Origin of the sequence: Cryptosporangium japonicum (assembly GCF_039524755.1) — a bacterium.
Taxonomy (GTDB): domain Bacteria; phylum Actinomycetota; class Actinomycetes; order Mycobacteriales; family Cryptosporangiaceae; genus Cryptosporangium; species Cryptosporangium japonicum.
In genome coordinates this window covers 246,248-267,707 of sequence record NZ_BAAAGX010000046.1, presented here as the reverse complement: position 1 = coordinate 267,707, position 21,460 = coordinate 246,248, and the positions used below count along the sequence as shown (strand labels likewise).

Here is a 21,460-nt window from a genome sequence, read left to right as displayed (position 1 = left end):
GCAACGAGATGAACGGCTGGCGACTGTTTGGGAGGTCTCCATGATCCGCTCGGAAATGGAAGCGCTTCGCGTGGCGATGGTTCGGGCACCGCTCGACCCCGCGTGGGCACCGTTCGAAGCCGCGATGCTGGTTCGGGCGGCGGCCCGGCCGGGGATCTGCCGATCGCCGGGAACGCGTCCGACCGTGCACCACCCCCGCGCCGAGCGCTGGGGTGACGAGCCGGGCCTGCTCGCCGAGTTCGACACCGACGCGGCGGCGAGCCGGCTGGTGTCGACGCTGGCCGGGGTGGCGCCGTCCGCGGTGGTCGAGTCGGGCTACCAGGGTGGCCGCCACCGCTACGAGATCCACCGGGTGACCGTGCCCCGTGAGTCCGGCCCGCAGGTGCACGAGATGCTCGCCCGGTCCGCGGCGGCCGGCGCGGCCGCGCTGCGGGCCGGCGGGGTGACGCCGGCCGTGCCGGGGCGGCGTCGCCGGGAACTGGTGATCGCGGCGGCGGCGTGGCGCGGCGCGCTGCTCGCGGTCGGTCCGGGGCGCGGTGGCCCGGACGGGCTCGCGGTGCGCGTCGGCGACCCGTGGTCGGCGGGCACGCTGATGCGCGCGGCCGATCTGCTCCGGGTGCCGGTGCGTGCGGTGCGTCGGCCGGGCGGGCAGCTGCTGACGGTCGACGGGCGAGCCGCGCTGGGCGCGCTGATCTCCGTGGTGACCGGAGCCGGTGTGGTCGCCGGGGCCGGAGTGCACGCCGGTGCGCTGGCCGGGTGACCTGCGTCACCCGAAATGATTAGTTAGCACCAACCAACTAATCTGACGGCCATGGCTCAGCCTGGCTACAAGTGGGTCGCGCTCTCGAACACCACCGTCGGCATGCTGCTGGCGACGGTCAACTCGTCGATCGTGCTGATCTCGCTGCCCGCGATCTTCCGCGGCATCCATCTCGACCCGCTGGACGAGAACAACGTCAGCTACCTGCTGTGGATGATCATGGGCTTCCTGCTCGTGTCCGCGGTGCTGGTGGTGACGTTCGGCCGGCTCGGCGACATGTACGGCCGGGTGCGTCTCTACAACCTCGGCTTCGTCGTCTTCACGGTGTCGTCGATCGCGCTCTCGCTCGATCCGGCGGTCGGCGACGCCGGCGCGCTCTGGCTGATCGGCTGGCGCGTGGTGCAGGGCGTGGGCGGCGCGATGATCATGGCGAACTCGACCGCGATCCTCACCGACGCGTTCCCCGGCAACCAGCGGGGCATGGCGCTGGGCATCAACCAGGTCGCGGCGATCGCCGGGTCGTTCATCGGGCTGGTCCTCGGCGGCCTGCTCTCCGAGTGGCACTGGCGGGCGGTGTTCTGGGTCAGCGTCCCGCTGGGTGTGCTCGGCACGGTCTGGTCGTACCGGTCGCTGCGTGAGCTCTCCACGCGCGAGACCGACCCGGTGGACTGGCTGGGCAACGTCACGTTCGGCGTCGGGCTCGGCGTGCTGCTGGCCGCGATCACGTACGGCATCCAGCCCTACGGCGGCCACGCCACCGGCTGGACGAACCCGTGGGTGGTGGCCGGGCTGGTCGGCGGCGTCGCGCTGCTCGCCGCGTTCGTCGTCGTCGAGAGCCGGGTGAAGTACCCGATGTTCCACGTCGGCCTGTTCCGCAACCGGGTGTTCGCGGCCGGGAACTTCGCCGGGCTGCTGTCGGCGATCGGCCGCGGCGGCATGCAGTTCATGCTGATCATCTGGCTGCAGGGCATCTGGCTGCCGCGGCACGGCTACGCCTACGAGTCGACGCCGCTCTGGGCCGGGATCTACCTGCTGCCGGTGACGATCGGCTTCCTGGTGGCGGGGCCGGTGTCCGGATGGTTGTCCGACCGCTACGGATCGAGGCCGTTCGCGGTCGGCGGTCTGTTGCTCGTCGCCGCGTCGTTCGTCGGGCTGCTGCTCGTACCGGTGAACTTCCCGTACTGGGTGTTCGCGGCGCTGACACTGCTCAACGGCATCGGCTCGGGCCTGTTCAGCTCGCCGAACACGGCGGCGGTGATGGGGTCGGTGCCGACCGATCAGCGTGGCGTCGCGTCGGGGATGCGGGCCATGTTCCTCAACGCCGGGTCGGCGCTGTCGATCGGCGTGTTCTTCTCGCTGATGATCGCCGGTCTCTCCACCCACCTGCCGCAGACGCTCTCCGGCGGCCTGCGGGAGCAGGGGGTCTCGGCCGGGATCGCCGACCAGGTCGCGCAGCTACCGCCGGTCGGGACGCTGTTCGCGGCGTTCCTCGGCTACAACCCGCTCGCCGAGCTGCTCGGGCCCACCGGCGCGCTGGACCAGGTGACGGCGGCCCAGGCCGCCACGCTCACCGGCAAGGAGTTCTTCCCGGCGCTGATCTCCGAGCCGTTCCACAACGGGCTGGTCGTGGTGTTCGGAGCCGCTGCCGTCATGATGGTGGTCGCCGCGTTGGCCTCCCTGATCGGCGGCACCCGCCGCCGCGCCGTCACGGCCCCGGCCGAGAGCACGCAGGAGGACGCAGTGCCAGCACAGGTGACGTCGTGACCGCGCCGGCGCAGGAGAGCGTCACCACGCGGCTGCCGGTCGCGCTGGCCCGGCTGCAGCGGGCGCTGCGCCGCACCGAGCCCAGCGAGCTGGGGCCCGGGTCGATCGCGGCACTGAGCACGGTCCGGCGCGAAGGGCCGATCCGCCCCGGTGACCTGGCGCTGCGTGAGGGGGTCACGCCCTCGACGATGACCCGGATCGTCTCCCTGCTGGAGGGCAACCACTTCCTGGCGCGGGAGAACGACCCCGCCGACCGGCGCGCCTACCTGGTGCGGATCACCGACGCCGGCGAGGCGTTCCTGACCCGGCTGGCCGGGGTGCGCTCGAAGGCGCTGCAGGCCGAGCTCGACCAGTTGACGCCCGACGAGCGCGCCGCCATCGAGGCCGCACTACCCGTGCTCGAGACCCTCGCCACCCGGCTGGCGAGCTGACCTGATCCACCCGAGGAGCCCCACCGCCGGTGGGGCTCCTCGGCGTGTGCGCAACGCCACCTGTCACGGGTTTGGCGCCGGAATCGTCTACGTGCTGTAGTCAATACAGGACGTCTACATGGCGTAGACGGTTGCGGATCGGGGACCGTCATGGACCAGCTCGACCTCGCCCGGTGGCAGTTCGGCATCACGACCGTCTACCACTACATCTTCGTGCCGCTGTCGATCGGTTTGTCGTTCCTGGTCGCCGTCCTCGAGACCGCGTACGTGCGCACCGGCAAGGAGCACTACAAGCGGGCGGCGAAGTTCTGGGGCAAGCTCCTGCTGATCAACTTCGCGATCGGAATCGCCACCGGGCTGGTGCAGGAGTTCCAGTTCGGCATGGCCTGGAGCGACTACTCCCGCTACGTCGGCGACATCTTCGGTGCGCCGCTGGCCATCGAGGCGCTGCTCGCGTTCTTCCTCGAGTCGACGTTCCTCGGGCTCTGGATCTTCGGCTGGGACAAGCTGCCGAAGTGGGCGCACGCCGCGTGCATGTGGGTGGTCGCGGTCGGGACCATGCTGTCCGCGTACTTCATCCTGGCCGCGAACTCGTGGATGCAGCACCCGGTCGGGTACCGGATCAACGCCGAGACCGGGCGCGCCGAGCTCACCGACTTCCTCGCGGTGATCACGAACTCCACGCTGCTCTCGGCGTTCCCGCACGTCATCTTCGCGTGCTTCATGACCGCGGCCGCGCTGATGATCGGCATCGCGGCCTGGCACCTGGCGCGCGGACGGCACGCCGACGTGATGCGTCCGTCGTTGAAGCTCGCGGCCTGGACGATGGTGGTCGCGGCGCTCGGCGTGGTGATCAGCGGCGACATGCAGGCCCGGATCATGACCGAACAGCAGCCGATGAAGATGGCCGCGGCCGAAGCGCTCTACGACACGGTGGCGCCGGCGTCGTTCTCGGTCTTCACGATCGGGTCGCTCGACGGCAAGGACGAGGTGTTCAGCATCCGCGTACCCCGGCTGCTGTCGTTCATGGCCACCGGCCGCTGGGACGGCGAGGTCGAGGGCATCAACGACGTCCAGCGCCGCGAGGTGGCCACCTACGGCGACGGCGACTACCGCCCGATCGTCCCCGTCACGTACTGGACGTTCCGCCTGATGATCGGCACCGGCCTGGCCGCCGCCGCGCTCGCCGCCGCCCTGTTGTTCCTCACCGGCCGGCCGGGACGGTGGATCAGGGGGCTGTGGCCCCGGCGGATCGGTCCGCGCGACGGCGACACCGTGCCGCGCTGGGTGTGGCGTGCGGCGGTGTGGGCGATCCCGCTGCCGATCCTGGCCAACTCGTTCGGCTGGATCTTCACCGAGATGGGCCGCCAGCCCTGGGTGGTCTACGGCATGCTGCGCACCGCCGACGGCGTCTCGCCGAGCGTCAGCGCCGGCACGGTCGCAGCCTCGCTGACGGTGTTCACGCTGCTCTACGTGATCCTCGGCGTCATCGAGTTCCGCCTGATCCGGACGTACGCGATGAACGGCCCCGAGGCGCCGCCGGAACCGGACGAGGCCCAGCCCGAACAGCGTCAGCTCGCCTTCGCGTACTAGGGGGAAGAACGATGGAACTCACCACCGTCTGGTTCGTGGTCCTCGCGTTCCTCTGGACCGGGTACTTCTTCCTGGAAGGGTTCGACTTCGGGGTCGGCGCGCTGCTGCCGGTGCTGGGCCGCGACGACACCGAGCGCCGCGTCCTGATCAACACGGTCGGCCCGGTCTGGGACGGCAACGAGGTCTGGGTCGTGGCCGCGGTCGGCGCCACGTTCGCCGCGTTCCCGGAGTGGTACGCGACGCTGCTCAGCGCGTTCTACCTGCCGATGCTGCTGATCCTGGTCGCGCTGATCCTGCGCGCGCTCGCGTTCGAGTACCGCGGCAAGCGCGTCGAGGAGGCCTGGCAGCGGCGTTGGGACCGGTGCATCGTCTTCGGCTCCGTGGTACCGGCGTTCACCTGGGGCTTCGTGTTCGGCAACCTGCTCGGCGGTCTCCCGATCGACGCGGACAGGGAGTTTGCCGGCCACCTCACCGACCTCTTCACGCTCGCCGGCCTCCTCGGCGGCGCCACGACGCTGACGCTGTTCGTCCTGCACGGCGCCGTGTTCGTCGCGCTCAAGACGCACGGCGAGATCCGCCACCGGGCCCGTGCCCTGGCCGGCCGGATCCTGCTCGGTGCGGTCGTGGTCAGCGGGGCCGGCCTGGTCGTCGCCCAGCTCGACCGGGGCGACCCGGTCACCTGGGCCACCGGCGCGCTGGCCCTCGTCGCCCTGCTCGGGGCCGCCGCCGCGAACGCCCGCGGCTGTGAGGGCTGGGCGTTCCTCGGCACCGGCGCGGCGATCGTGCTGGCCACCGCGACGCTGTTCACGCTGCTCTTCCCGGCCGTCGTGCCGTCGACGCTGGCCGCCGCGAACGACCTCACGACGACGAACGCCGCGGCAACGCCGTATACCCTGACGATCATGTCCTGGGCGGCACTGGCGTTCACCCCGCTGGTGCTGCTGTACCAGAGCTGGACCTACTGGGTGTTCCGCAAGCGCATCGGCGTGCGGGACCTCCCGCCGTCGGCCGGAGCGGCGCTGCTGTCCCGATGAAGCCGCTCGATCCGCGCCTGCTCCGCTACGCCACGGCGACCCGCCTCTTCCTGGTCGTCAGCGTGGTGCTCGGCACGGTGTCGGCCGCGCTGCTGATCGCGCAGGCGACGCTGCTGGCCAGTGCCATCGCGGGAGTGGTCGTCGACGGCGACTTCGCGGTCGGCGGCGAGCTCGCCGGGCTCGCCGCGGTCACGCTCGGCCGCGCCGGGGTGGCCTGGGCGCAGGACACGATCGCCCATCGCACCGGGGCCACCGTCATCTCGACGCTGCGCCGGGCGCTGCTCGCCCACGCGGTCGCGCTCGGGCCGGGCGGCACCGGCGAGCTGGCCACGCTCGCGACCCGCGGCGTCGACGCGCTGACCGGGTACTTCGCCCGCTACCTGCCGCAGCTCGTGCTGGCCGCGGTCGTGCCCGCGCTGATCGGGGCCCGGCTGCTCTTCGCCGACTGGCTCACCGCGGTGGTGCTGGTGGTGACCGTGCCGCTGATCCCGCTCTTCATGGCGCTGGTCGGCTGGTACACCGAGGGCCGCACGAAGCGCCAGTACGACGCGCTCGCGCGGCTGTCCGGCCACTTCCTGGACGTCGTCGCCGGCCTGCCGACGCTGATGGTGTTCGGCCGGGCCAAGGCCCAGGTCGAGACCGTCCGGCGGATCACCGGCGAGTTCCGGCGCACCACGATGGGGGTGCTGCGTGCGGCGTTCCTGTCGTCGCTCGTGCTGGAGCTGCTGGCCACGATCTCGGTGGCGCTGGTGGCGGTGTCGATCGGGCTGCGGCTGGTCGAGGGTGAGCTGACGCTCGAGACGGGCCTGCTCGTGCTGATACTCGCGCCCGAGGTCTACCTCCCGCTGCGCCAGGTCGGGGCCCAGTTCCACGCCAGCACCGAGGGCCTGGAGGCGGCGAACGCGGTGTTCGCGGTGCTCGAGACGCCGCTGCCGCCCGCGGGCACCCGCACGACGGTTCCGGCCGGTGCGCTGACGTTCGAGAACGTCACGGTCACCTACCCCGGGCGGAGCGAACCCGCCGTGCGCGACACGTCGCTGGTCGTCCGGGAGGGGACCGTCACGGCCCTGACCGGCCCGAGCGGAACCGGGAAGTCGACGTTGCTGGCGGTGCTGCTGGGTTTCGTCCGGCCGGAGCGCGGCCGGGTGCGGATCGGGGACGTCGACCTCGCCGAGCTCGACCCCGACGTCTGGCGCGGCCACCTGGCCTGGGTGCCGCAGCGGCCGACGCTGGTCGCGGGCACGATCGCCGACAACATCCGGCTCGGCCGCCTCGACGCCACCGACGCCGAGGTGGCGCGCGCGGCCACCGACGCCGAGCTGGCCGACGTGATCGCCGGGCGCCCGGACGGGCTGGCGACCGTGCTCGGCGAGGACGGGGCCGGGTTGTCGGCCGGTGAGCGGCAGCGGGTGGGGCTGGCCCGGGCGTTCCTGCGCGACCCGCGGATCGTGCTGCTCGACGAACCCACCGCGAACCTCGACGGCGACAGCGAGGAGCGGGTGCTCACCGGCCTCCGCCGCCTGGTCGACGGGCGCACCGCGGTGCTGGTCGCCCACCGGCCGGCGCTGCTGGCCCTGGCCGACCACGTGATCCGGCTGGGAGGTGCCCCCGTTGCCCGCTGACCGCAACTCCCCGGCTGAGCCGCCCGGAGCCCCGGCTGAGCTCGGAGCCCCGGCCGCGGCTGAGACCGCTGCGGCTTCGGCGGAGCGGTCCCGGGGGCGGCTCGTGCTGGCCGGTGGGCTGGGGGCGGGTGCGCTGGGGTGCTCGGTGGCGCTGCTGGCGACCTCCGGCTGGCTGATCAGCCGGGCCTCGCAGCAGCCGCCCGTGCTGGAGCTGGCCGTCGCGGTCACCGCGGTGCGCGCCTTCGGCATCGGCCGCGGCCTGCTGCGCTACGTCGAGCGCCTGGTCGGCCACGACGCGACGTTCCGCATTCTCGCCGCCCTGCGCAGCCGGGTGTACGCCCGGCTGGAGCGTCTCGGCCCGGCCGCACTGCCCGCGTTCCGGCGCGGCGACCTGCTCGCCCGGTTCGTCGCCGACGTCGACCAGATCCAGGACCGCTACCTGCGGATCCGGCTGCCGTTCGCGATCGCGGTCGTGGTCGGCGTGCTCTCGGTGCTGGGCGCGGCCGTGCTGCTGCCCGCGGCCGGAGCGGCGCTGGCGGTCGCGCTGCTGATCGGCGGGGTAGTCGTGCCGTGGCTGACCGTGCGCACCGCCGAACGGGCCGAGCGCGAGACGGTCGCCGACCGGGCGGCGCTCACCACGTCGGCCGTCGAACTGCTGCAGGGCGCCCCGGAGCTGATCGCGCACGGCGCGGCCGGCGCACGCCTGCGTGCCCTGGACGAACTCGACCGCCGGCTGGAGCGCTCGGCTGCCCGGTCGGCCTGGGCCACCGGGCTCGCCGCGGCCCTGACCGCGCTCGCGACCGGCGGGGCGGTGCTCGCGGCGCTGGCGGCGGGCGCGTCCGCGGTCGAGGGCGGCCGTCTCGATCCGGTGCTGCTCGCGGTCGTGGTGCTCCTCCCGCTGGCCGCGTTCGAGACGGTGACCGGTCTGCCGGTGGCGGCCCGGTCGCTGGCCCGGGTACGCGAGTCGGATGCCCGGCTGGCCGAGATCGTCGCCGCCGAGCCACCCGTCACCGCCGGCTCCGCGCGCCCCGACGGCGTGTTCCCGCTGGTGCTCTCCGGCGTCGGCGCGCGGTGGCCGGGCGCGTCGACGGCCGCGCTCACCGACGTCGACCTCCGCGTGGACGCCGGTCGCCGGATCGCGGTCGTCGGCGCCTCCGGTGCCGGGAAGAGCACGCTCGCCGCCCTGCTGGTGCGGTTCCTCGACCCGTCGGCGGGAACGTTCACGCTCGCCGGACGCCCCGTCCAGTACTTCGATCCGGACGCCGTGCGCGAGCGGATCGGCTGGTGCGCGCAGGACGCCCACCTGTTCGACACGTCGATCCGCGACAACCTGCGGGTCGCGCGCCCGGAGGCGGGCGAGCCGGAGCTGTTCGCGGCGCTGGACGCGGCCCGGATCGCCGACTGGGTGCGCTCGCTGCCCGCGGGCCTGGACACCCCGGTGGGGGAACGCGGCACCCGGGTGTCCGGCGGCCAGCGGCAGCGTCTCGCGCTGGCCCGGGTCGTGCTGGCCGGCTTCCCGGTCGTGGTGCTCGACGAGCCGACCGCCAACCTCGACCCACCCACCGCGGACGCGCTGACGCTCGACCTGCTGGCCGCGACCGAGGGCCGGGCCACGGTGCTGATCACGCACCGGCTGGCCGGATGCGAGCACGCGGACGAGATCGTGGTGCTCGACGGGGGCCGGATCGTCCAGCGCGGAACGCACGACGCCCTACTGGCCGTTGACGGTCCGTACCGAATCGGCTGGGAGCGCGAACGCCGCGACGACGGCCGGTTTCCGACCGGCGCCCCCGAGCGAGTGGGAGACTGAGCAGCGTGTCCGGTAAACACAAGTTCCGCGTCATCGACGGGGTCGGTGAGTCCGAGAGCTCGGCCGACTCCCACGGTTCGGTGCTGTCGATCGGGTCCGGGGGATCGGTCGCGTCGATCGGGTCGACCGGCAGCGTCCTCTCGATCGGGAGTGCCGGTTCGATCGCGAGCATCGGCTCGGCCGGCAGCATCGCGTCGGCGGGGTCGCTGGGCTCGATCGCGAGCATCGGCTCGATCGGCAGCATCGCGTCGATCGGCTCGATCGGCTCGTTGCGCTCGATCGGGTCGATCGGGTCCAAGGACGCGTTCGGCTGCGTGTTCGGCGTGCCCGTCGCCGAGATCTGGTTGCGATGGTTCCGCCGTGGCTGACCGGTTGATGCATCAACCGGTCAGCGGGCCTTCCCGGCTCTCCAGCCGATACGTCCCAACGGTTGCTCGTGTAAACCTGGCATCGTGAGCATCAACAGCGACCCCACCGCACGGGGTTGGGCCGAGGATCGCCGGAACGCGGCGTTCCAGCAGGGCCTGGTGGTGTTCGGTCACGAAGCCGCGCGGCGCTTCGCCGCGGCGGGTCTGCCGCCGGAGGGTGTGCTGGCCGAGGAGCCGCCGCCCCGCCCCGAGCGGCCCCGGCGGCGGCTGTTCCAGCGGACGCCGCCCGCTCCGCCGTGGCCGGCGCCGATCTTCAGCGGATGGTCGGTGCTCGCCGCCCAGCCGCAGACCCACGAGTTGCGTACCGGCGGCTACAACGAGGCCGTCGCCGGGCGGCCGGACGGCGACTCCTACGGCCAGCGGGTGACATCGTCCACCGGTCTCTTCGTCACCACGCAGGGTGAGTGCCGTCTGGTCAGCTCGTGCGCGCGCGGCGAGGCGCTGCCGGGCGACGAGGACGAGCTGGAGCGTTACCACGTGCTCGCGCCGGGCCAGCTCACCGCGGATCGGCTGGTGGCGCTGTACGGGTTCGCGTCGCGTACCCAGGACCAGGTCCGGCACCTCTCGCCGGTCGACCCGCGGGTGCGTGCCGCGGTCGAGTTCGACGCCCAGGAGGACGCGCGGATGAGCGCGCAGATCCTCGACTTCCTCGCCGCCGGAGTGGAGATGACCACCCGGGGCCAGGACCGCTTCGGCTGACCACGCGGCCCGGTCAGGCCGGCCGGGCGGTGGTGTCGGCGAGCTCGGCGCTGAGCTCGTGGTAGCGGCGGAGCGCGGGTGCGCCGCCGGTGCGGTCGGCCAGCGCGCGGACGTCGTCGAGCGCCCGGCGGCACGCGGGTAGGTCACCGGCCAGCCGGTGCAGGCGCGCCAGGGCCAGATCGATCGGGCCCAGCGTGCCGACCTGGCCGATGTTCGCGATGCGGCCACCGGCCAGCGGACCCAGCGCGGCCAGCAGCGCCGGCACGTGCCGGGTCAGCCCGGCGTCGACCGTGAGGTGCGCCAGCAGCGTGAGCTTCGCGTGCGTCGTCCACGTGAGCAGCGTGCTGCGGGCCAGCGCGGACGCCACCAACGCGTCCAGTTCGTCCACCCGGCCCTGCCCGGCGGCCCGCGCGGCCCGGGTGAAGTCCAGGACGTCGGGGTTGGCCTCGGTGTCCTCCGCCCACTCCTCGGGAGCGGATGCCTCCGCCAACCGCCCCTGCTCCCACCGCATCGACAGCTGCGACAGGTACTGCGCCCCGCCGATGTACAGCTCGGTCTGGCGGTGCAGTTCGTAGGCGTGGTCGTAGCTGGCCCGGGCGGCGTCGAGGTCACCGCGCCACGCGGCCATCGCGCCCTCGGCCCACCGGAACTGCACCCGGCTCACCGGCAGCCGCAGGAGATCGCTGCCCGCGGCACCGAGCCGGTGGTGCTCCTCGGCGGCGTCCAGGTCGCCGCGGTGGAACGCGACCAGCCAGAGCATCCCGTGCCGCAGGACGTCGTCCACCGGTGCCTGTCCGTGCGGCAGGGCCGCCAGCCGGTCGAGCACCTCGATCGACTCCTCGGCCCGTACGCCGATCGAGGAGATCGTGAGCGCGCGCCCGAGCAGTGCGTCGGCCAGCGCGTCCGGGTCGCCGCTGCGTTCGGCGACGGTGACCGCGCGAAGGCTCAGCAGGTCCGGAACGGTCGAGTCCGGGTCGTAGAAGCTGCCCACCGCGAGAGCGGCGAGCACCTGCGCGTGGGCGACCGGGTCGGACGCCAGCCGGCGCTCGACCCCGGCGAGCCGGGCCAGCAGCGGCCCCGGGTCGGAGCCGTACGTCGCCCACGGCCAGGAGCCGGTGGTGCGCAGCAGCGCTCCGGCCAGGCGGCCGGCCGACCGGGTGCGGCCCTCGCGGACGGCGTCGAGCAGGGCGGCGTCCACCACGTCCAGGACGGTCTGTCCGCGTCCGGCGCGGGCCAGCGCGTTCACCTGCGCGACGAGCATGTCGTCGCGGTCGGAGTCGCCGCGGACCTCGGGCGGGAGAGCGGCGAACGTGGTGAGCGCCGAGCCCCACCACTGCGCCGCCGAATCCGACTGCCAACGCGCCTCGGCGTCGAGCGCCGCCGCCCGGCACGCCTCGTGCGCCTCGGCGGCGTCGACCATCGGCAGCGCCGCCACCAGGTGCGCCGCCCGCCGCACGAGCCGCTCGGTGTTCCCGCCCGGTGCCAGTGCCTCGGCGACCCGGGCGTGCAGGCGTTGGAGCCGCACCGGGGAGAGGCCGGCCAGCACCTCGTCGCGCAGCAGCGCGTGGGCGAACGTGTAGGAGCCGGTGCCGGGGGCCGGGACGATGATCCGCTCGTCCGCGGCCTCGTCGAGCAGGTCGGCCAGGTCCTCGGCGTCCAGGCGCGTCACCGCGCGGAGCAGCCCGAGATCGAGCGGATCGCCGATCACCGCGGCCGCGCGCAGCACCCCCACCACCGCCGGGTCGAGGCCGGCCAGACGCCGCCCGAGCACCGACCGCACGGCGAGCGGGAGCTCACCCGAGAACCGTTCCTCCCGCGGCAGCCGCGCGTACTCGCTGACGAAGAACGGGTTGCCGCCGGTGCGTTCGGCCAGCTCGCGGGCCTCCGCGTCGGCGACGGCCTCACCGCTGACCGAGCCGAGGAGCGTGGCCACCTCGTCGGCGGCGAGCGGCGGCACCGGGAGCTGGCGCGTGCCGGTGCGCCGGGCGGCGGCCGCGAGCAGCCGGCGCAGATCCGGGCCCGCCGCCGTGCCGGCGTCGCGGACCGTCAGGACGACGGCCAGCGCCGACGGGTCCGGGGTGGCGGCCAGGTGGATGAGGAAACGCAGCGACATCGCGTCCGCCCACTGCACGTCGTCGACGAAGAGCAGGAGCGGGGAGCCGACCGCGGACAGCAACCCCTGGACGCGTTCGTAGACCGCGTAGCGGGCGGCGTCGGCGTCCACGTCGGCCGGCGGAGCGAGGACGGTGTCGGGGTCGGCGCCCAGGCCGCGGACCAGCTGGCGGATCGGCCACCAGGGCGGCACGCCGTCGTCGTCCGGGCAGCTGGCCCTGGTGACCGCGCCCGGCCAGCGCGCGACGGTCTCCTCGGCCAGCCGGGTCTTGCCGATGCCGGCCGGACCGGTGATCACCAGCCAGCGCCCGGATCCGCTCCGCAGATCGGCGAGCAGCGCGTCCACTTCGGTGAGCTCCCGTTCCCGGCCCACCAGGGGCTCACCGCCGTTCTCCGGTGGCCGGGCCACCGCGACGTTCCCGGCGGTGGGGGGCGCGAACGAGGCCGGGTCCTGGCGGAGGATCGCGGTCTGGAGGTCACGCACGGCCGGGCCCGGTTCCAGGCCCAGCTCGACGTCGAGCACGCGGACGTACGCGCGGAGGACGTCGAGGGCCTCGCCGGTGCGCCCGCAGCGGTAGAGCGCCAGCGCGTGGAGCCGGCACGCGCTCTCCCGCAGCGGCTCGGCTTCGTGCAACTGCCGGGCCCGGCCGAGCGCCGCGGTGGCCCGCCCTGCTCCGAGCAGCGCGGTGACCAGGTCCTCGGTGCACTCGGTCCGCCGCTCGTCCAGCCCGGTGGCGGCGGTGCGGACCCAGTCGGAGTCCGCCAGTTCGGCCAGCAGCGGCCCGCGCCAGCGGTTCAGCCCCGCTTCCGCGGCCACCACGGCCGCCGCCCAGTCGCCGGCCAGCACCGCGGTGTGCGCTTGGTCGGCGTCGGCGAGGAACTCCTCGGCGTCGACGGCGGCGGGCCGGACGTCGAGCAGGTATCCCGGCATGCGCCGCACGATCGGTGACGTGACCGTGTCGCCGTCACGCAGGATCCGGCGCAGGTTCGAGACGTACGCCTGCAGGCTCGCCGTCGCGCTCGGCGGGTGGTCGTCGCCCCAGACCGCGTCGAGCAGCCGGTCGATCGACACGACCCGGCCGGCCTCGAGCAGCAGCAGCGCCAGCACGGTGCGCTGCTTGGGCGCGCCCAGATCGAGCGGTGACCCGTCGCGTTCGACTTCCAACGGGCCCAGGACGCGGTACTCCACGGGGTGATCCTCACCCCGTGGAGCACCTCGGCGCGCACCCGAGTCGTATTCCCGCTACTTCGTCAGCAGGCAGGCGGCGTGCACCGGCTGCGCGGCGGCGATGACGCCGTCGGGGTCGTACGTGGTGGCGAGCGTCGCCAGCCGGGTCAGCGTCTCGGCGCCGTACTTGCGGGCCACGTCGGCGGGCTCGGTCGACACCGCGAAGTTCGGGAGGCAGCCGCCGGTCGTCCACGGGGCGAGCGCGTGGAGCAGGGCCGCGCCGTGCCCGTTCGCGGCGTCCACCACCGGCGGCACCCCGAGGCCGATCGTCTGCACGGTGTAGGCCGCGTCGCGGTGGTCGAACGCGCTCGGGTGCGCCGACGGGCGGGCGTAGGCCCCGCCGAGGTGACGCAGCTCGACGATGACCTGCGGGCACTCGGCGTCCGGCCCGGCCAGCGCGAGCACCGTGTCGACGGCGTCGGCGGGCAGTGACCGGAGCAGCCCGGCGGTCTCGGTGACCGGCATCGGGTCGACCGGGTCGGCGTGGATCGCGCCGATCGCCGCGTAGGGCAGCGGACCCATCCGGCCGAGGACGATGTTCCCGCGGGTCAGCATCGGCGCGACGACCTCTTCGCCCCGGGCCGGGTCGCCCACCCAGGCGAAGCGCAGCGCCAGCGCGAACCGGCCGGCCAGCGGCTCCGGGATGCCGGGCATCGGGGGCATCCGCAGCAGCGCGACCGACGTGGTCGCCTGCTCGGGCAGGTCCTCGGTCCACCGCGCCCAGGCCCGCAGGACCGCGGACGCGTCGGTGGCGTCGAAGTAGACGCAGCCGCCGTAGAGCTCCGCCAGCTCGACCAGCTCGAACTCGACCGCGGTGACGATGCCCAGCGTGCCCTTGCCGCCACGCAGCCCCCAGAACAGCGCCGGGTTCTCCGTCGGCGTGGCCCGGCGCAGCTCCCCGTCGCCGGTGACGACGTCGAACGCGGTGACCCGGTCGGAGGAGACGCCGTACGTGCGCACGACCGGCCCGATCCCACCGCCGGTCAGGTACCCGACGACGCCGACGTTCGGCGCGGACCCGGCGAGCCCGGCCAGCCCGAGCGGCGCGCCGACCTCCAGCACCTGCGCCCACCGGACCCCGGCATCGGCCCTGGCGGTGCCATCGCCCCGGATCTCCAGCTCGTTCAGGCGGCCGGTGTGCACGAGCAGCGACGGGCGTCGGGTGGCCACCGCCCCGTGCCCGGTGGCCTGCACCGACACCTCCAGCCCGGAGCGGCGCGCGAACCGGACGGCGGCCACCACGTCGTCGGCGGTCAGTGCCTCGACGACGGCGATCGGCTCGCTGCGCACCGCGACGTTCCACGGCGTCGCCAGCTCGGCGTAACCGGGCGCGCCGGGTCGGAGTACCCGCCCCGCGACCGTCAGGTCCTCCAGCGGCGCGGCGACGCTCACGTCGGTCATCTCTTGCTCCCTCGTTCGTGGTGTGTGCCGACACCGTCGCCGAGGGGGGTTGGCGTGGGCTTGGCCCACACTTGCGACGCGACTTGGCGTCCGCCAGTGTCACGCGCGATGGGCGTCCAGGTAGCGCAGGACGGCCAGTACTCGCCGGTGGTCGGTGCGGGCCGGGGGCAGGTCGAGCTTGGTGAAGATCGCGGTCACGTGTTTCTCGACGCTGCGGGCGGCCAGGTGGAGCTGGTCGGCGATCGCCAGGTTGGACCGCCCCTCGGCCAGCAGGCCCAGGATCTCGGTCTCCCGGGCCGAGAGCCGGTCGAGGCCCGCGTCCTTCGGGCGGACGGCGATCAGCTGGCGGACGACCTCCGGGTCGAGCACGGTGCCGCCGTCGGTGACCCGGCGCAGCGCGTCGAGGAAGTCGCGGGTGCGTACGATCCGGTCCTTGAGCAGGTAGCCGACGCCGGTCGGGTGGTCGGCGAGCAACTGGCGCGCGTAACCGGTCTCCACCCACTGGGAGAACACCAGCACCGGCGTTCCGGTCGCGCGGATCTCGAGCGCGGCCCGGATGCCCTCGTCGGTGTGAGTCGGCGGCATCCGGACGTCGACGACGGCCGCGTCCGGCTGGTGCTCGGCCACCGCGGTGAGCAGGTCGTCGGCGTTGTCGACCGCGGCGGGCACCGCGATGTCGTGGTCGCTGAGCAGCAACCGGATGCCGTCGCGGAGAAGCGGATTGTCCTCGGCGATGACCACGCGCATGTTCACGCCTCCGGTGGGAGCGTCAGGGTGACGGTGGTCGGGCCACCGTCGGGGCTGTCGATCGAGAGCGAACCGTCCAGGGCGAGCGCGCGACGGCGGAGGCCGGCCAGGCCGCTGCCCGCGTCGGGGCGGGCACCGCCGCGCCCGTCGTCGGTGACCTCGAGCCGGATCAGGCCGTCGACCGAGCGGAGGTCCACCCGCGCACGGGTGGCCCCGGCGTGCCGCGACACGTTCGTCAGCAGCTCACCGACCGTGAAGTACACCGCGGACGCGATCACGTCCGGCGGGCGCAGCGGCAGGTCGACGTGGACGTCGACGGGGACCGCGCCGCGGCCGGCGAGCGTCTCGATCGCGAGCGCGAGGCCGCCGTCGAGAGCCGGTGGATGCAGTCCCCGGACGATGTCACGCAGTTCCGCGAGCGCGTCCACCACCGCCTGCTGGGCGTCGTCGACCAGGGGCCGGAGGTCGTCGCCGGCCCTGGCTTCGATCCGGGACAGCGTGACGCCGAGCGTGACCAGCCGCGCCTGGGTGCCGTCGTGCAGGTTGCGTTCGACCCGGCGCAGCACCGCGGCCGAGTCGGCGCGCAACGCGGCCTGGCTCGCCTCCAGTTCGGCGATGCGGAGCCGGTCGGTGCCGGGCGCCAGCAGCGTCCGCATCAGCAGGCGGTCGAGGCTCACCGCGGCCCGGATCACCCACGGGAAAAGCAGCACGAGGCCGACGCCCTGGAGCGCCAACAGCCAGGTGGCCGACCATTCGCGGTCGAGCGGGAACGCGAACCACCACGCCGGGTACGTGATCGCGGCGACACCGGCCAGTCCGGCGCACCCGCCGACGTACGTCGTCACCAGCACGAGCGGGAACTTCGCGAGGCCGTAGACCAGGGCGCGCCAGGCGGTGCCGTCACCGAGGGTGGCGAGTACGAACCCGGCCGGGCCGGGCCGGCGGGGCTTCCCCGGCGGGTCCGGCCAGTCCTCGGCGAAGAACCGGCGGGCCGGGACCCGGAACCAGTTCGGGGTGCGCCGGAGCAGCCACAGAGCCGTGACCAGCACCGGGAGGCCGACCGTGACGACCGAGTAGACGACACCGAACGCGCCGGCCAGGGCGATCGGGAACACCGGGAACGCGACGACGAGCCCGACCAGGACGTAGCCGACCTCCCGCCACGTCCGCCGCTCCACCGGGGCCCGGAGGATCGCCCGGATCACGGGCCGTCGCCGAGCGACACGATCGCCGGGCGGCGCATGACGCCGAGCGCGGGCGTGACCATGCCGAGCCCGACCACCGACGCGACCGCGAGGACACCGGCGAGCGCGAGGCCGGGCGGCAGGTACGGGGTGGCGGGAAGCATCGGCACCAGTGTCGCGGTCGCGGCGCCGGCCGCGACGAGCAGACCGGTGACCGTCACGATCAGAGCCTCGCCGACGACGATCCGCAGCGCGTCGGATCGGGTGGCGCCGGCCAGGCGCAGCAGCGCGAGTTCCCGGCGACGTCCCAGTACGACGGTGATCAGCGTGGTCAGGGCCGCGACGGCGGCGAACACGGTGTAGACGGCGGTGCCGGAGTAGTCCAGCCAGAGATCCGCGGCCGGTTCGGGCCGCCCGGTGACGTGTTCGGCGGTCGTGTGGGCGGTGACCTTGATCGTCGCGAAGGCCGCGGCCAGCACGAGCGGGACGAACGCGCCCGAGTAGGACCTCGCCCGGGCGGCGACGTTGTCGGCGGCGAGGGTGCCGCTGCGTCCGGCCGGCCGGGCCAGTGGTGCGGCCACGCGCAGGAGCGCCGGCGCGAGCAGACCGGCGCCGACGCACATCGCCAGCAGGACGAAGAACACCGCGTCCTCGGCGTCGTCCGTGGCGCGGTTGGAGACCAGCACGGCCCCGGCGACGCCGCCGGCGGCGAACAGGATCCCCAGCGCGGCGCGGACCGGGCCGAACTGGCGGCGGGCCGTCGCGGCGTCGGTGAGCGCGACCGCGGGACGCACGCGGGACGGACGGATCGCGGCGATCAGCGCGCCGAGCACCGAGGTCGCGAGCACGATCCCCAGCGCGATGCCCGGTGCGGGGAGGTAGGGCTCGAAGACGGTGCCGGCGGGGGCGGCGCCGTGCGTGACCAGGCTGTCCACCCAGGCGCGGCCGCCGAGCAGGCCGAGCGGGACACCGATCAGGCTCGCCGGTACCGCGACGACCGCGGCCTGGCCGGCAACCGCGCGCCGGACCGTCCCCGGGGCCGCGCCCACCGCGCGGACCAGTGCGATGTCCCGCGCCTGCCGGGCGATCGTCGAGCTCATCGTCACGCCGACGAGGATCGCGGAGAGGTAGACCGCGATCCCGACGAGGATCCCGGCGAACGCGGCGAGGTCGCTTCCGGACGGCAGCGAGGTGGCTGCCCCGAGTGCGCCGGTCACGAGCGCGGCGGCCAGGCACTGGGTGATCGCCGGCCCCGCGAACGACCAGGGGTGCGCCCGCAGCGCCTGCCGGACCAGCCCGGCCCTCACGCCGCACCACCGACGCGGGCGTTCGCGGCGCCCCCGCCGGGGGCGGAGACCGCGGCCAGGTGGTCGGCGATCGTCGCCGCGTCGGGGGTGGGGGAGTCGGAGACCACCGCGCCCGCCCGCAGCAGGACCAGACGGTCGCTCCACGCGGCGGCCGCCGGGTCGTGCGTCACCATCACGACCGTGACGCCGTCCTGGTCGCACACGTCACGCAGCAGCCGGAGCACCTGCCCACCGGTCGTGGGGTCGAGCGCGCCGGTCGGCTCGTCGGCGAAGATCACCGCGGGTGCGGTGATCAGCGCCCGGGCCAGCGCCACCCGCTGCCGCTGGCCGCCGGAGAGCGCGCCGACCTTCCGCGCGCCCAGGCCGTCGAGCCCCACCGCGCGCAGCGCGTCCTCGACCGCGCGGCCGCCGGACGCGCCGAGCCGCACCGGCAGCAGGACGTTCTGCCCGACGGTGAGCTCGCTGAGCAGGTTGTAGGACTGGAAGACGAAGCCGACGCGGTCGCGGCGCAGCCGGGTCAGCCGTCGCTCGCTCATCCGCGTGATGTCCCGCTCGGCGAGGCGGACCCGCCCGGACGTGACCCGGTCGAGCCCGGCCGCGCACTGCAGCAGCGTGCTCTTCCCCGAACCGGTGGCACCCATCACGGCCACGAACGAACCGGCCGGGATGCCCAGGGAGACGCCGTCGAGCGCGGTGACGCGGCCGTACCGGCGGGTGACGTGCTCGAGTTCGACTGTGTTCATGTGCTCCAGCGTCGCGAGCGCGACGCCGGAGCACAGCCGGGTGAGCCGGTCGACGGAGGTGCGGCTGACCGCACCTACTTACCGAGCTCCTCCCGGAGTTCGTCGATCTTCTCGGACGCCTCAGCCTTGGTGAGATCGTCCGGGACCTCCTCGCCGGCCTGGCGGGCCAGCGTGTGCAGGTAGGAGTCCTGCGCCCCGGTCGCGGGCTCGTCGCCGGTCACCCAGTCGGACGGGTCTTTCTCCAAGCTGCGCTGCTGCTGGACATCGGGGTCAGCCACGGGTTAACTCCTTTCGCACGTATGTACGGGAGGGTCATACCCGTCGATCCCAACCGTCACACCAGTCAAGGCCCGGAGGAAATCGACCGGTTCGAACATCGCCCCGGCCGACGCGACGCCGACCGCCCTGGTGCGCCCGGTGAGGATGCGCTCCACCGCCTCCACGGCCAGCGGCGCGCTGATCGCGTAGATGTCCCGGCCGGTCGCGGTGGCGCGGCGCTCGGCGTCGCCGCGGCGGACGACCACGTCGACGACGAACGTCTGCTCGACGCCCGGGGTCGGGGTGTCCGACGCGGTCAGGTCCCGGACCGCCTCGACCGTCAGGTACGAGCACACCGAGGGGATCGCCAGGTGGCTGGGGATCGTGACCACGTCGGCCATCGAGAACTCGGCGACGACGCCGCGCGGCTCCGGGAAGTTCCAGGTCACCGTGCGCGGAGCGTCGTCGTGGTACTCGAGCCGCCCGCCGGTGAAGCGGACTCGCCGGCCGCCGCGCCGCTCGCGGGAGACCACGCCGGCCACGCGGGTGCCGTTCGTGGGATGCCAGCTGCTCAGCCCGTACGCCACGTGCGCCTCGTCGGCCCCGGCCCAGTCGCCCACGGCGGCGGTGGCCAGCAGATCGCCGAGCCCGCCGAAGAACGCCATCGCCGGGACGATCGTGGTGTCGGTGCGGTCGCCGAACCGGGCGAACGTGTCGACGTTGGCTTCGATCTCGGCGGCCACGTCGACGTAGGGGATCCCGGCGCGCACGGCGGCCTCGACGACCGGCCCGGCGGTGACCGCGAACGGTCCGGCGCAGTTGATCACCGCGGCCGCACCGGCGAGGGCGCGGTCGAGCGCGGCCGGGTCGTCGACCGCCGCCGGCCGGGCCTCGTACCCCAGCGCGCGGAGCCGGTGCTCGTCGCGACCGGAGACCACCGGCGTGAACCCGCGCCGGGCCAGCTCCGCGACGACGAACCGGCCGGTGTGCCCGTAGGCGCCGTACACCGTGACTGAACTCATGACCCCGATCCTCGGGCCCCGCGTACCCGACCGGTGAGTGTCCGGAACGCCAATCCCCATACACTTCCGGACATGACATCGGTCGCGTTGGCGGTCACGGACGGGATGCTCCACTTCGAGCTCGCGTTGGCCTACGAGGTGTTCTCCGCGGCTCCCGACACGGTGACCGTGCCCTGGTACGACCTCACGGTCTGCGGCCCGGCCGCGGTGCGGGTCGGCCGCTTCCGGCTCGAGCCCGACGCCGGCCTCGACCGGCTCCGCGACGCCGACACGGTGATCGTGCCCGGGTGGGCCGACGTCGACCGGGAGCCGCCGGCCGAGCTCGTCGACGCCGTGCGTGCCGCCCACGACGCCGGCGCGCGGGTGGCGTCGCTCTGCACGGGCGTGTTCGTGCTGGCCGCGGCCGGTCTGTTGGACGGGGCGCGCGCGACGACGCACTGGGCCCACACGGCCGAGCTGGCCCGGCGCCACCCGCGGGTGGACGTCGACGCGGATGTGCTCTACGTGGACAACGGGCGTGTGCTCACGTCGGCGGGCAAGGCCGCGGCGCTGGATCTCTGCCTGCACCTGGTCCGGCTGGACCACGGGTCGTCGATCGCGAACGTCGTCGCGCGGCGCCTGGTCGTGCCGCCGCACCGGGCCGGCGGCCAGTCGCAGTTCGTCACCGCGCCGGTGCCGGCCCGGGACGACCATCCGCTCCTCGCGCTGTTCCCCTGGGTGCTCGAACGGCTCGACCAGCCGCTGACCGTGGAGGACCTGGCCCGGCGGGTGCGGATGAGCTCACGGAACCTCGGGCGCCACTTCCACGCCGCCACCGGCACCACCCCGCTGCAGTGGTTGCTGACCCAGCGGATCCGCCGCGCCCAGGAACTGCTGGAGAAGACCGACGACAGCGTCGACGCGATCGCGGTGGCCACCGGCATGGGCACCGCGACGACGCTGCGCCGGCACTTCAACCGCACGGTCGGGGTGCCACCCGGCACCTACCGCCGCACGTTCCGCGCCAGGAGCTCCTCCAGCCGCCGCCAGGTGTCGGCGGCCGGTTCCGGGCGCCAGGTGTCCCGCTCGTCGGCGAAGTAGCCGTGTGGCGCACCGCGGTAGACGACGACCTCGTAGTCGACGCCGTCCTCGGTGAGCCGCTTCTCGATCTGCCCGGCTGCTGTACCGTCTGGCGTCGGCCGAGCCGCCGGTGGGGCGACTCCGACGTGGCTCCGCTCTCCAGCGGGGCCATACTCCTGCGCAACGAGGTCATCGGCGAGGTCAGGCTGGAGCACCTGGTGTTGCAGCCGGCCGACGCGCCCGATCAGAAGCTCGTCA

At 74.1% G+C, this 21,460-nt stretch carries 17 protein-coding genes and 1 pseudogene; 9 read left to right on the top strand and 9 right to left on the bottom strand.

Translation table 11 applies throughout. The features are described from left to right. The first annotated feature begins 40 nt into the window (after positions 1–40). The 8 genes and pseudogenes from ABD437_RS41530 (at position 41) to ABD437_RS41490 (ending at position 10,141) form a co-directional block, all read left to right on the top strand. A complete protein-coding gene (locus tag ABD437_RS41530; RefSeq protein ID WP_344654495.1) occupies positions 41–760 on the top strand; it encodes a hypothetical protein in 720 nt (239 codons plus the stop codon). 51 nt (positions 761–811) lie between these two features. Next, positions 812–2,524 carry an MFS transporter gene (locus ABD437_RS41525; protein WP_344654494.1) on the top strand — a complete coding sequence of 571 codons (1,713 nt, stop codon included), beginning with the start codon at positions 812–814 and terminating at the stop codon, positions 2,522–2,524. Continuing rightward, positions 2,521–2,955 (top strand): MarR family winged helix-turn-helix transcriptional regulator, encoded by a 435-nt coding sequence (locus tag ABD437_RS41520; protein ID WP_344654493.1) that lies wholly within the window; start codon positions 2,521–2,523, stop codon positions 2,953–2,955. The genes ABD437_RS41525 and ABD437_RS41520 overlap by 4 nt, the downstream gene beginning before the upstream one ends. Before the next feature lie 150 nt (positions 2,956–3,105). Continuing rightward, a complete protein-coding gene (locus tag ABD437_RS41515) occupies positions 3,106–4,548 on the top strand; it encodes a cytochrome ubiquinol oxidase subunit I (RefSeq protein WP_344654492.1) in 1,443 nt (480 codons plus the stop codon). A gap of 11 nt (positions 4,549–4,559) precedes the next feature. Next, complete coding sequence (gene cydB, locus ABD437_RS41510; RefSeq protein ID WP_344654491.1) at positions 4,560–5,582, top strand: cytochrome d ubiquinol oxidase subunit II; 1,023 nt, start codon at positions 4,560–4,562, stop codon at positions 5,580–5,582. Continuing rightward, positions 5,579–9,014, top strand: a pseudogene (cydD, locus tag ABD437_RS43225) (thiol reductant ABC exporter subunit CydD). Before cydB ends, cydD begins: the two are co-directional and overlap by 4 nt. A 5-nt stretch (positions 9,015–9,019) precedes the next feature. Further along, the gene (locus ABD437_RS41495) at positions 9,020–9,382 is read left to right on the top strand and encodes a YdhT family protein (protein ID WP_344654488.1); all 363 of its coding nucleotides are present in this window, start codon (positions 9,020–9,022) and stop codon (positions 9,380–9,382) included. A gap of 84 nt (positions 9,383–9,466) precedes the next feature. Further along, positions 9,467–10,141, top strand: coding sequence for a hypothetical protein (locus tag ABD437_RS41490; RefSeq protein ID WP_344654487.1), 675 nt, complete (start codon positions 9,467–9,469; stop codon positions 10,139–10,141). Positions 10,142–10,154: 13 nt separating this feature from the next. Here the strand turns inward: ABD437_RS41490 and ABD437_RS41485 are convergent, their stop codons facing one another. The 8 genes from ABD437_RS41485 to ABD437_RS41450 form a co-directional block, all read right to left on the bottom strand. Continuing rightward, entirely contained in the window at positions 10,155–13,442 is a 3,288-nt protein-coding gene (locus ABD437_RS41485; protein ID WP_344654486.1) for an ATP-binding protein, read from the bottom strand. 54 nt (positions 13,443–13,496) lie between these two features. Further along, positions 13,497–14,882, bottom strand: coding sequence for an FAD-binding oxidoreductase (locus ABD437_RS41480; RefSeq protein WP_344654485.1), 1,386 nt, complete (start codon positions 14,880–14,882; stop codon positions 13,497–13,499). A 99-nt stretch (positions 14,883–14,981) separates the two neighbouring features. Beyond that, complete coding sequence (locus ABD437_RS41475) at positions 14,982–15,629, bottom strand: response regulator transcription factor (protein WP_344654484.1); 648 nt, start codon at positions 15,627–15,629, stop codon at positions 14,982–14,984. A 2-nt stretch (positions 15,630–15,631) separates the two neighbouring features. Continuing rightward, positions 15,632–16,834 carry a sensor histidine kinase gene (locus ABD437_RS41470; RefSeq protein WP_344654483.1) on the bottom strand — a complete coding sequence of 401 codons (1,203 nt, stop codon included), beginning with the start codon at positions 16,832–16,834 and terminating at the stop codon, positions 15,632–15,634. Further along, the gene (locus ABD437_RS41465) at positions 16,831–18,120 is read right to left on the bottom strand and encodes an FtsX-like permease family protein (protein WP_344654482.1); all 1,290 of its coding nucleotides are present in this window, start codon (positions 18,118–18,120) and stop codon (positions 16,831–16,833) included. Before ABD437_RS41465 ends, ABD437_RS41470 begins: the two co-directional genes overlap by 4 nt. Continuing rightward, entirely contained in the window at positions 18,117–18,863 is a 747-nt protein-coding gene (locus tag ABD437_RS41460; protein ID WP_344654481.1) for an ABC transporter ATP-binding protein, read from the bottom strand. The genes ABD437_RS41465 and ABD437_RS41460 overlap by 4 nt, the downstream gene beginning before the upstream one ends. A gap of 74 nt (positions 18,864–18,937) precedes the next feature. Next, on the bottom strand, positions 18,938–19,141 hold the full coding sequence (locus ABD437_RS41455) for a DUF3072 domain-containing protein (RefSeq protein ID WP_344654480.1): 204 nt from the start codon (positions 19,139–19,141) through the stop codon (positions 18,938–18,940). 3 nt (positions 19,142–19,144) lie between these two features. Beyond that, a complete protein-coding gene (locus ABD437_RS41450; RefSeq protein ID WP_344654479.1) occupies positions 19,145–20,143 on the bottom strand; it encodes a saccharopine dehydrogenase NADP-binding domain-containing protein in 999 nt (332 codons plus the stop codon). Between the two features lie 72 nt (positions 20,144–20,215). On the opposite strand from ABD437_RS41450, the gene ABD437_RS41445 reads away from it, so the two are divergent. Next, positions 20,216–21,223, top strand: coding sequence for a helix-turn-helix domain-containing protein (locus ABD437_RS41445; RefSeq protein ID WP_344654478.1), 1,008 nt, complete (start codon positions 20,216–20,218; stop codon positions 21,221–21,223). Here the strand turns inward: ABD437_RS41445 and ABD437_RS43220 are convergent. Continuing rightward, complete coding sequence (locus ABD437_RS43220; RefSeq protein WP_425558368.1) at positions 21,127–21,417, bottom strand: dienelactone hydrolase family protein; 291 nt, start codon at positions 21,415–21,417, stop codon at positions 21,127–21,129. The two genes, ABD437_RS41445 and ABD437_RS43220, sit on opposite strands and share 97 nt — an antisense overlap. Positions 21,418–21,460 lie beyond the last annotated feature (43 nt).

What these genes read in the sequence shown, in the direction of transcription:
- ABD437_RS41530 (WP_344654495.1), top strand. Translation starts at nt 41, where the DNA reads ATGATCCGCTCGGAAATGGAAGCGCTTCGCGTGGCGATGGTTCGGGCA.
- ABD437_RS41480 (WP_344654485.1), bottom strand. Translation starts at nt 14,882, where the DNA reads ATGACCGACGTGAGCGTCGCCGCGCCGCTGGAGGACCTGACGGTCGCG.
- ABD437_RS41460 (WP_344654481.1), bottom strand. Translation starts at nt 18,863, where the DNA reads ATGAACACAGTCGAACTCGAGCACGTCACCCGCCGGTACGGCCGCGTC.
- ABD437_RS41445 (WP_344654478.1), top strand. Translation starts at nt 20,216, where the DNA reads ATGACATCGGTCGCGTTGGCGGTCACGGACGGGATGCTCCACTTCGAG.
- ABD437_RS41450 (WP_344654479.1), bottom strand. Translation starts at nt 20,143, where the DNA reads ATGAGTTCAGTCACGGTGTACGGCGCCTACGGGCACACCGGCCGGTTC.
- ABD437_RS41525 (WP_344654494.1), top strand. Translation starts at nt 812, where the DNA reads ATGGCTCAGCCTGGCTACAAGTGGGTCGCGCTCTCGAACACCACCGTC.
- cydB (WP_344654491.1), top strand. Translation starts at nt 4,560, where the DNA reads ATGGAACTCACCACCGTCTGGTTCGTGGTCCTCGCGTTCCTCTGGACC.
- ABD437_RS41515 (WP_344654492.1), top strand. Translation starts at nt 3,106, where the DNA reads ATGGACCAGCTCGACCTCGCCCGGTGGCAGTTCGGCATCACGACCGTC.
- ABD437_RS41475 (WP_344654484.1), bottom strand. Translation starts at nt 15,629, where the DNA reads ATGCGCGTGGTCATCGCCGAGGACAATCCGCTTCTCCGCGACGGCATC.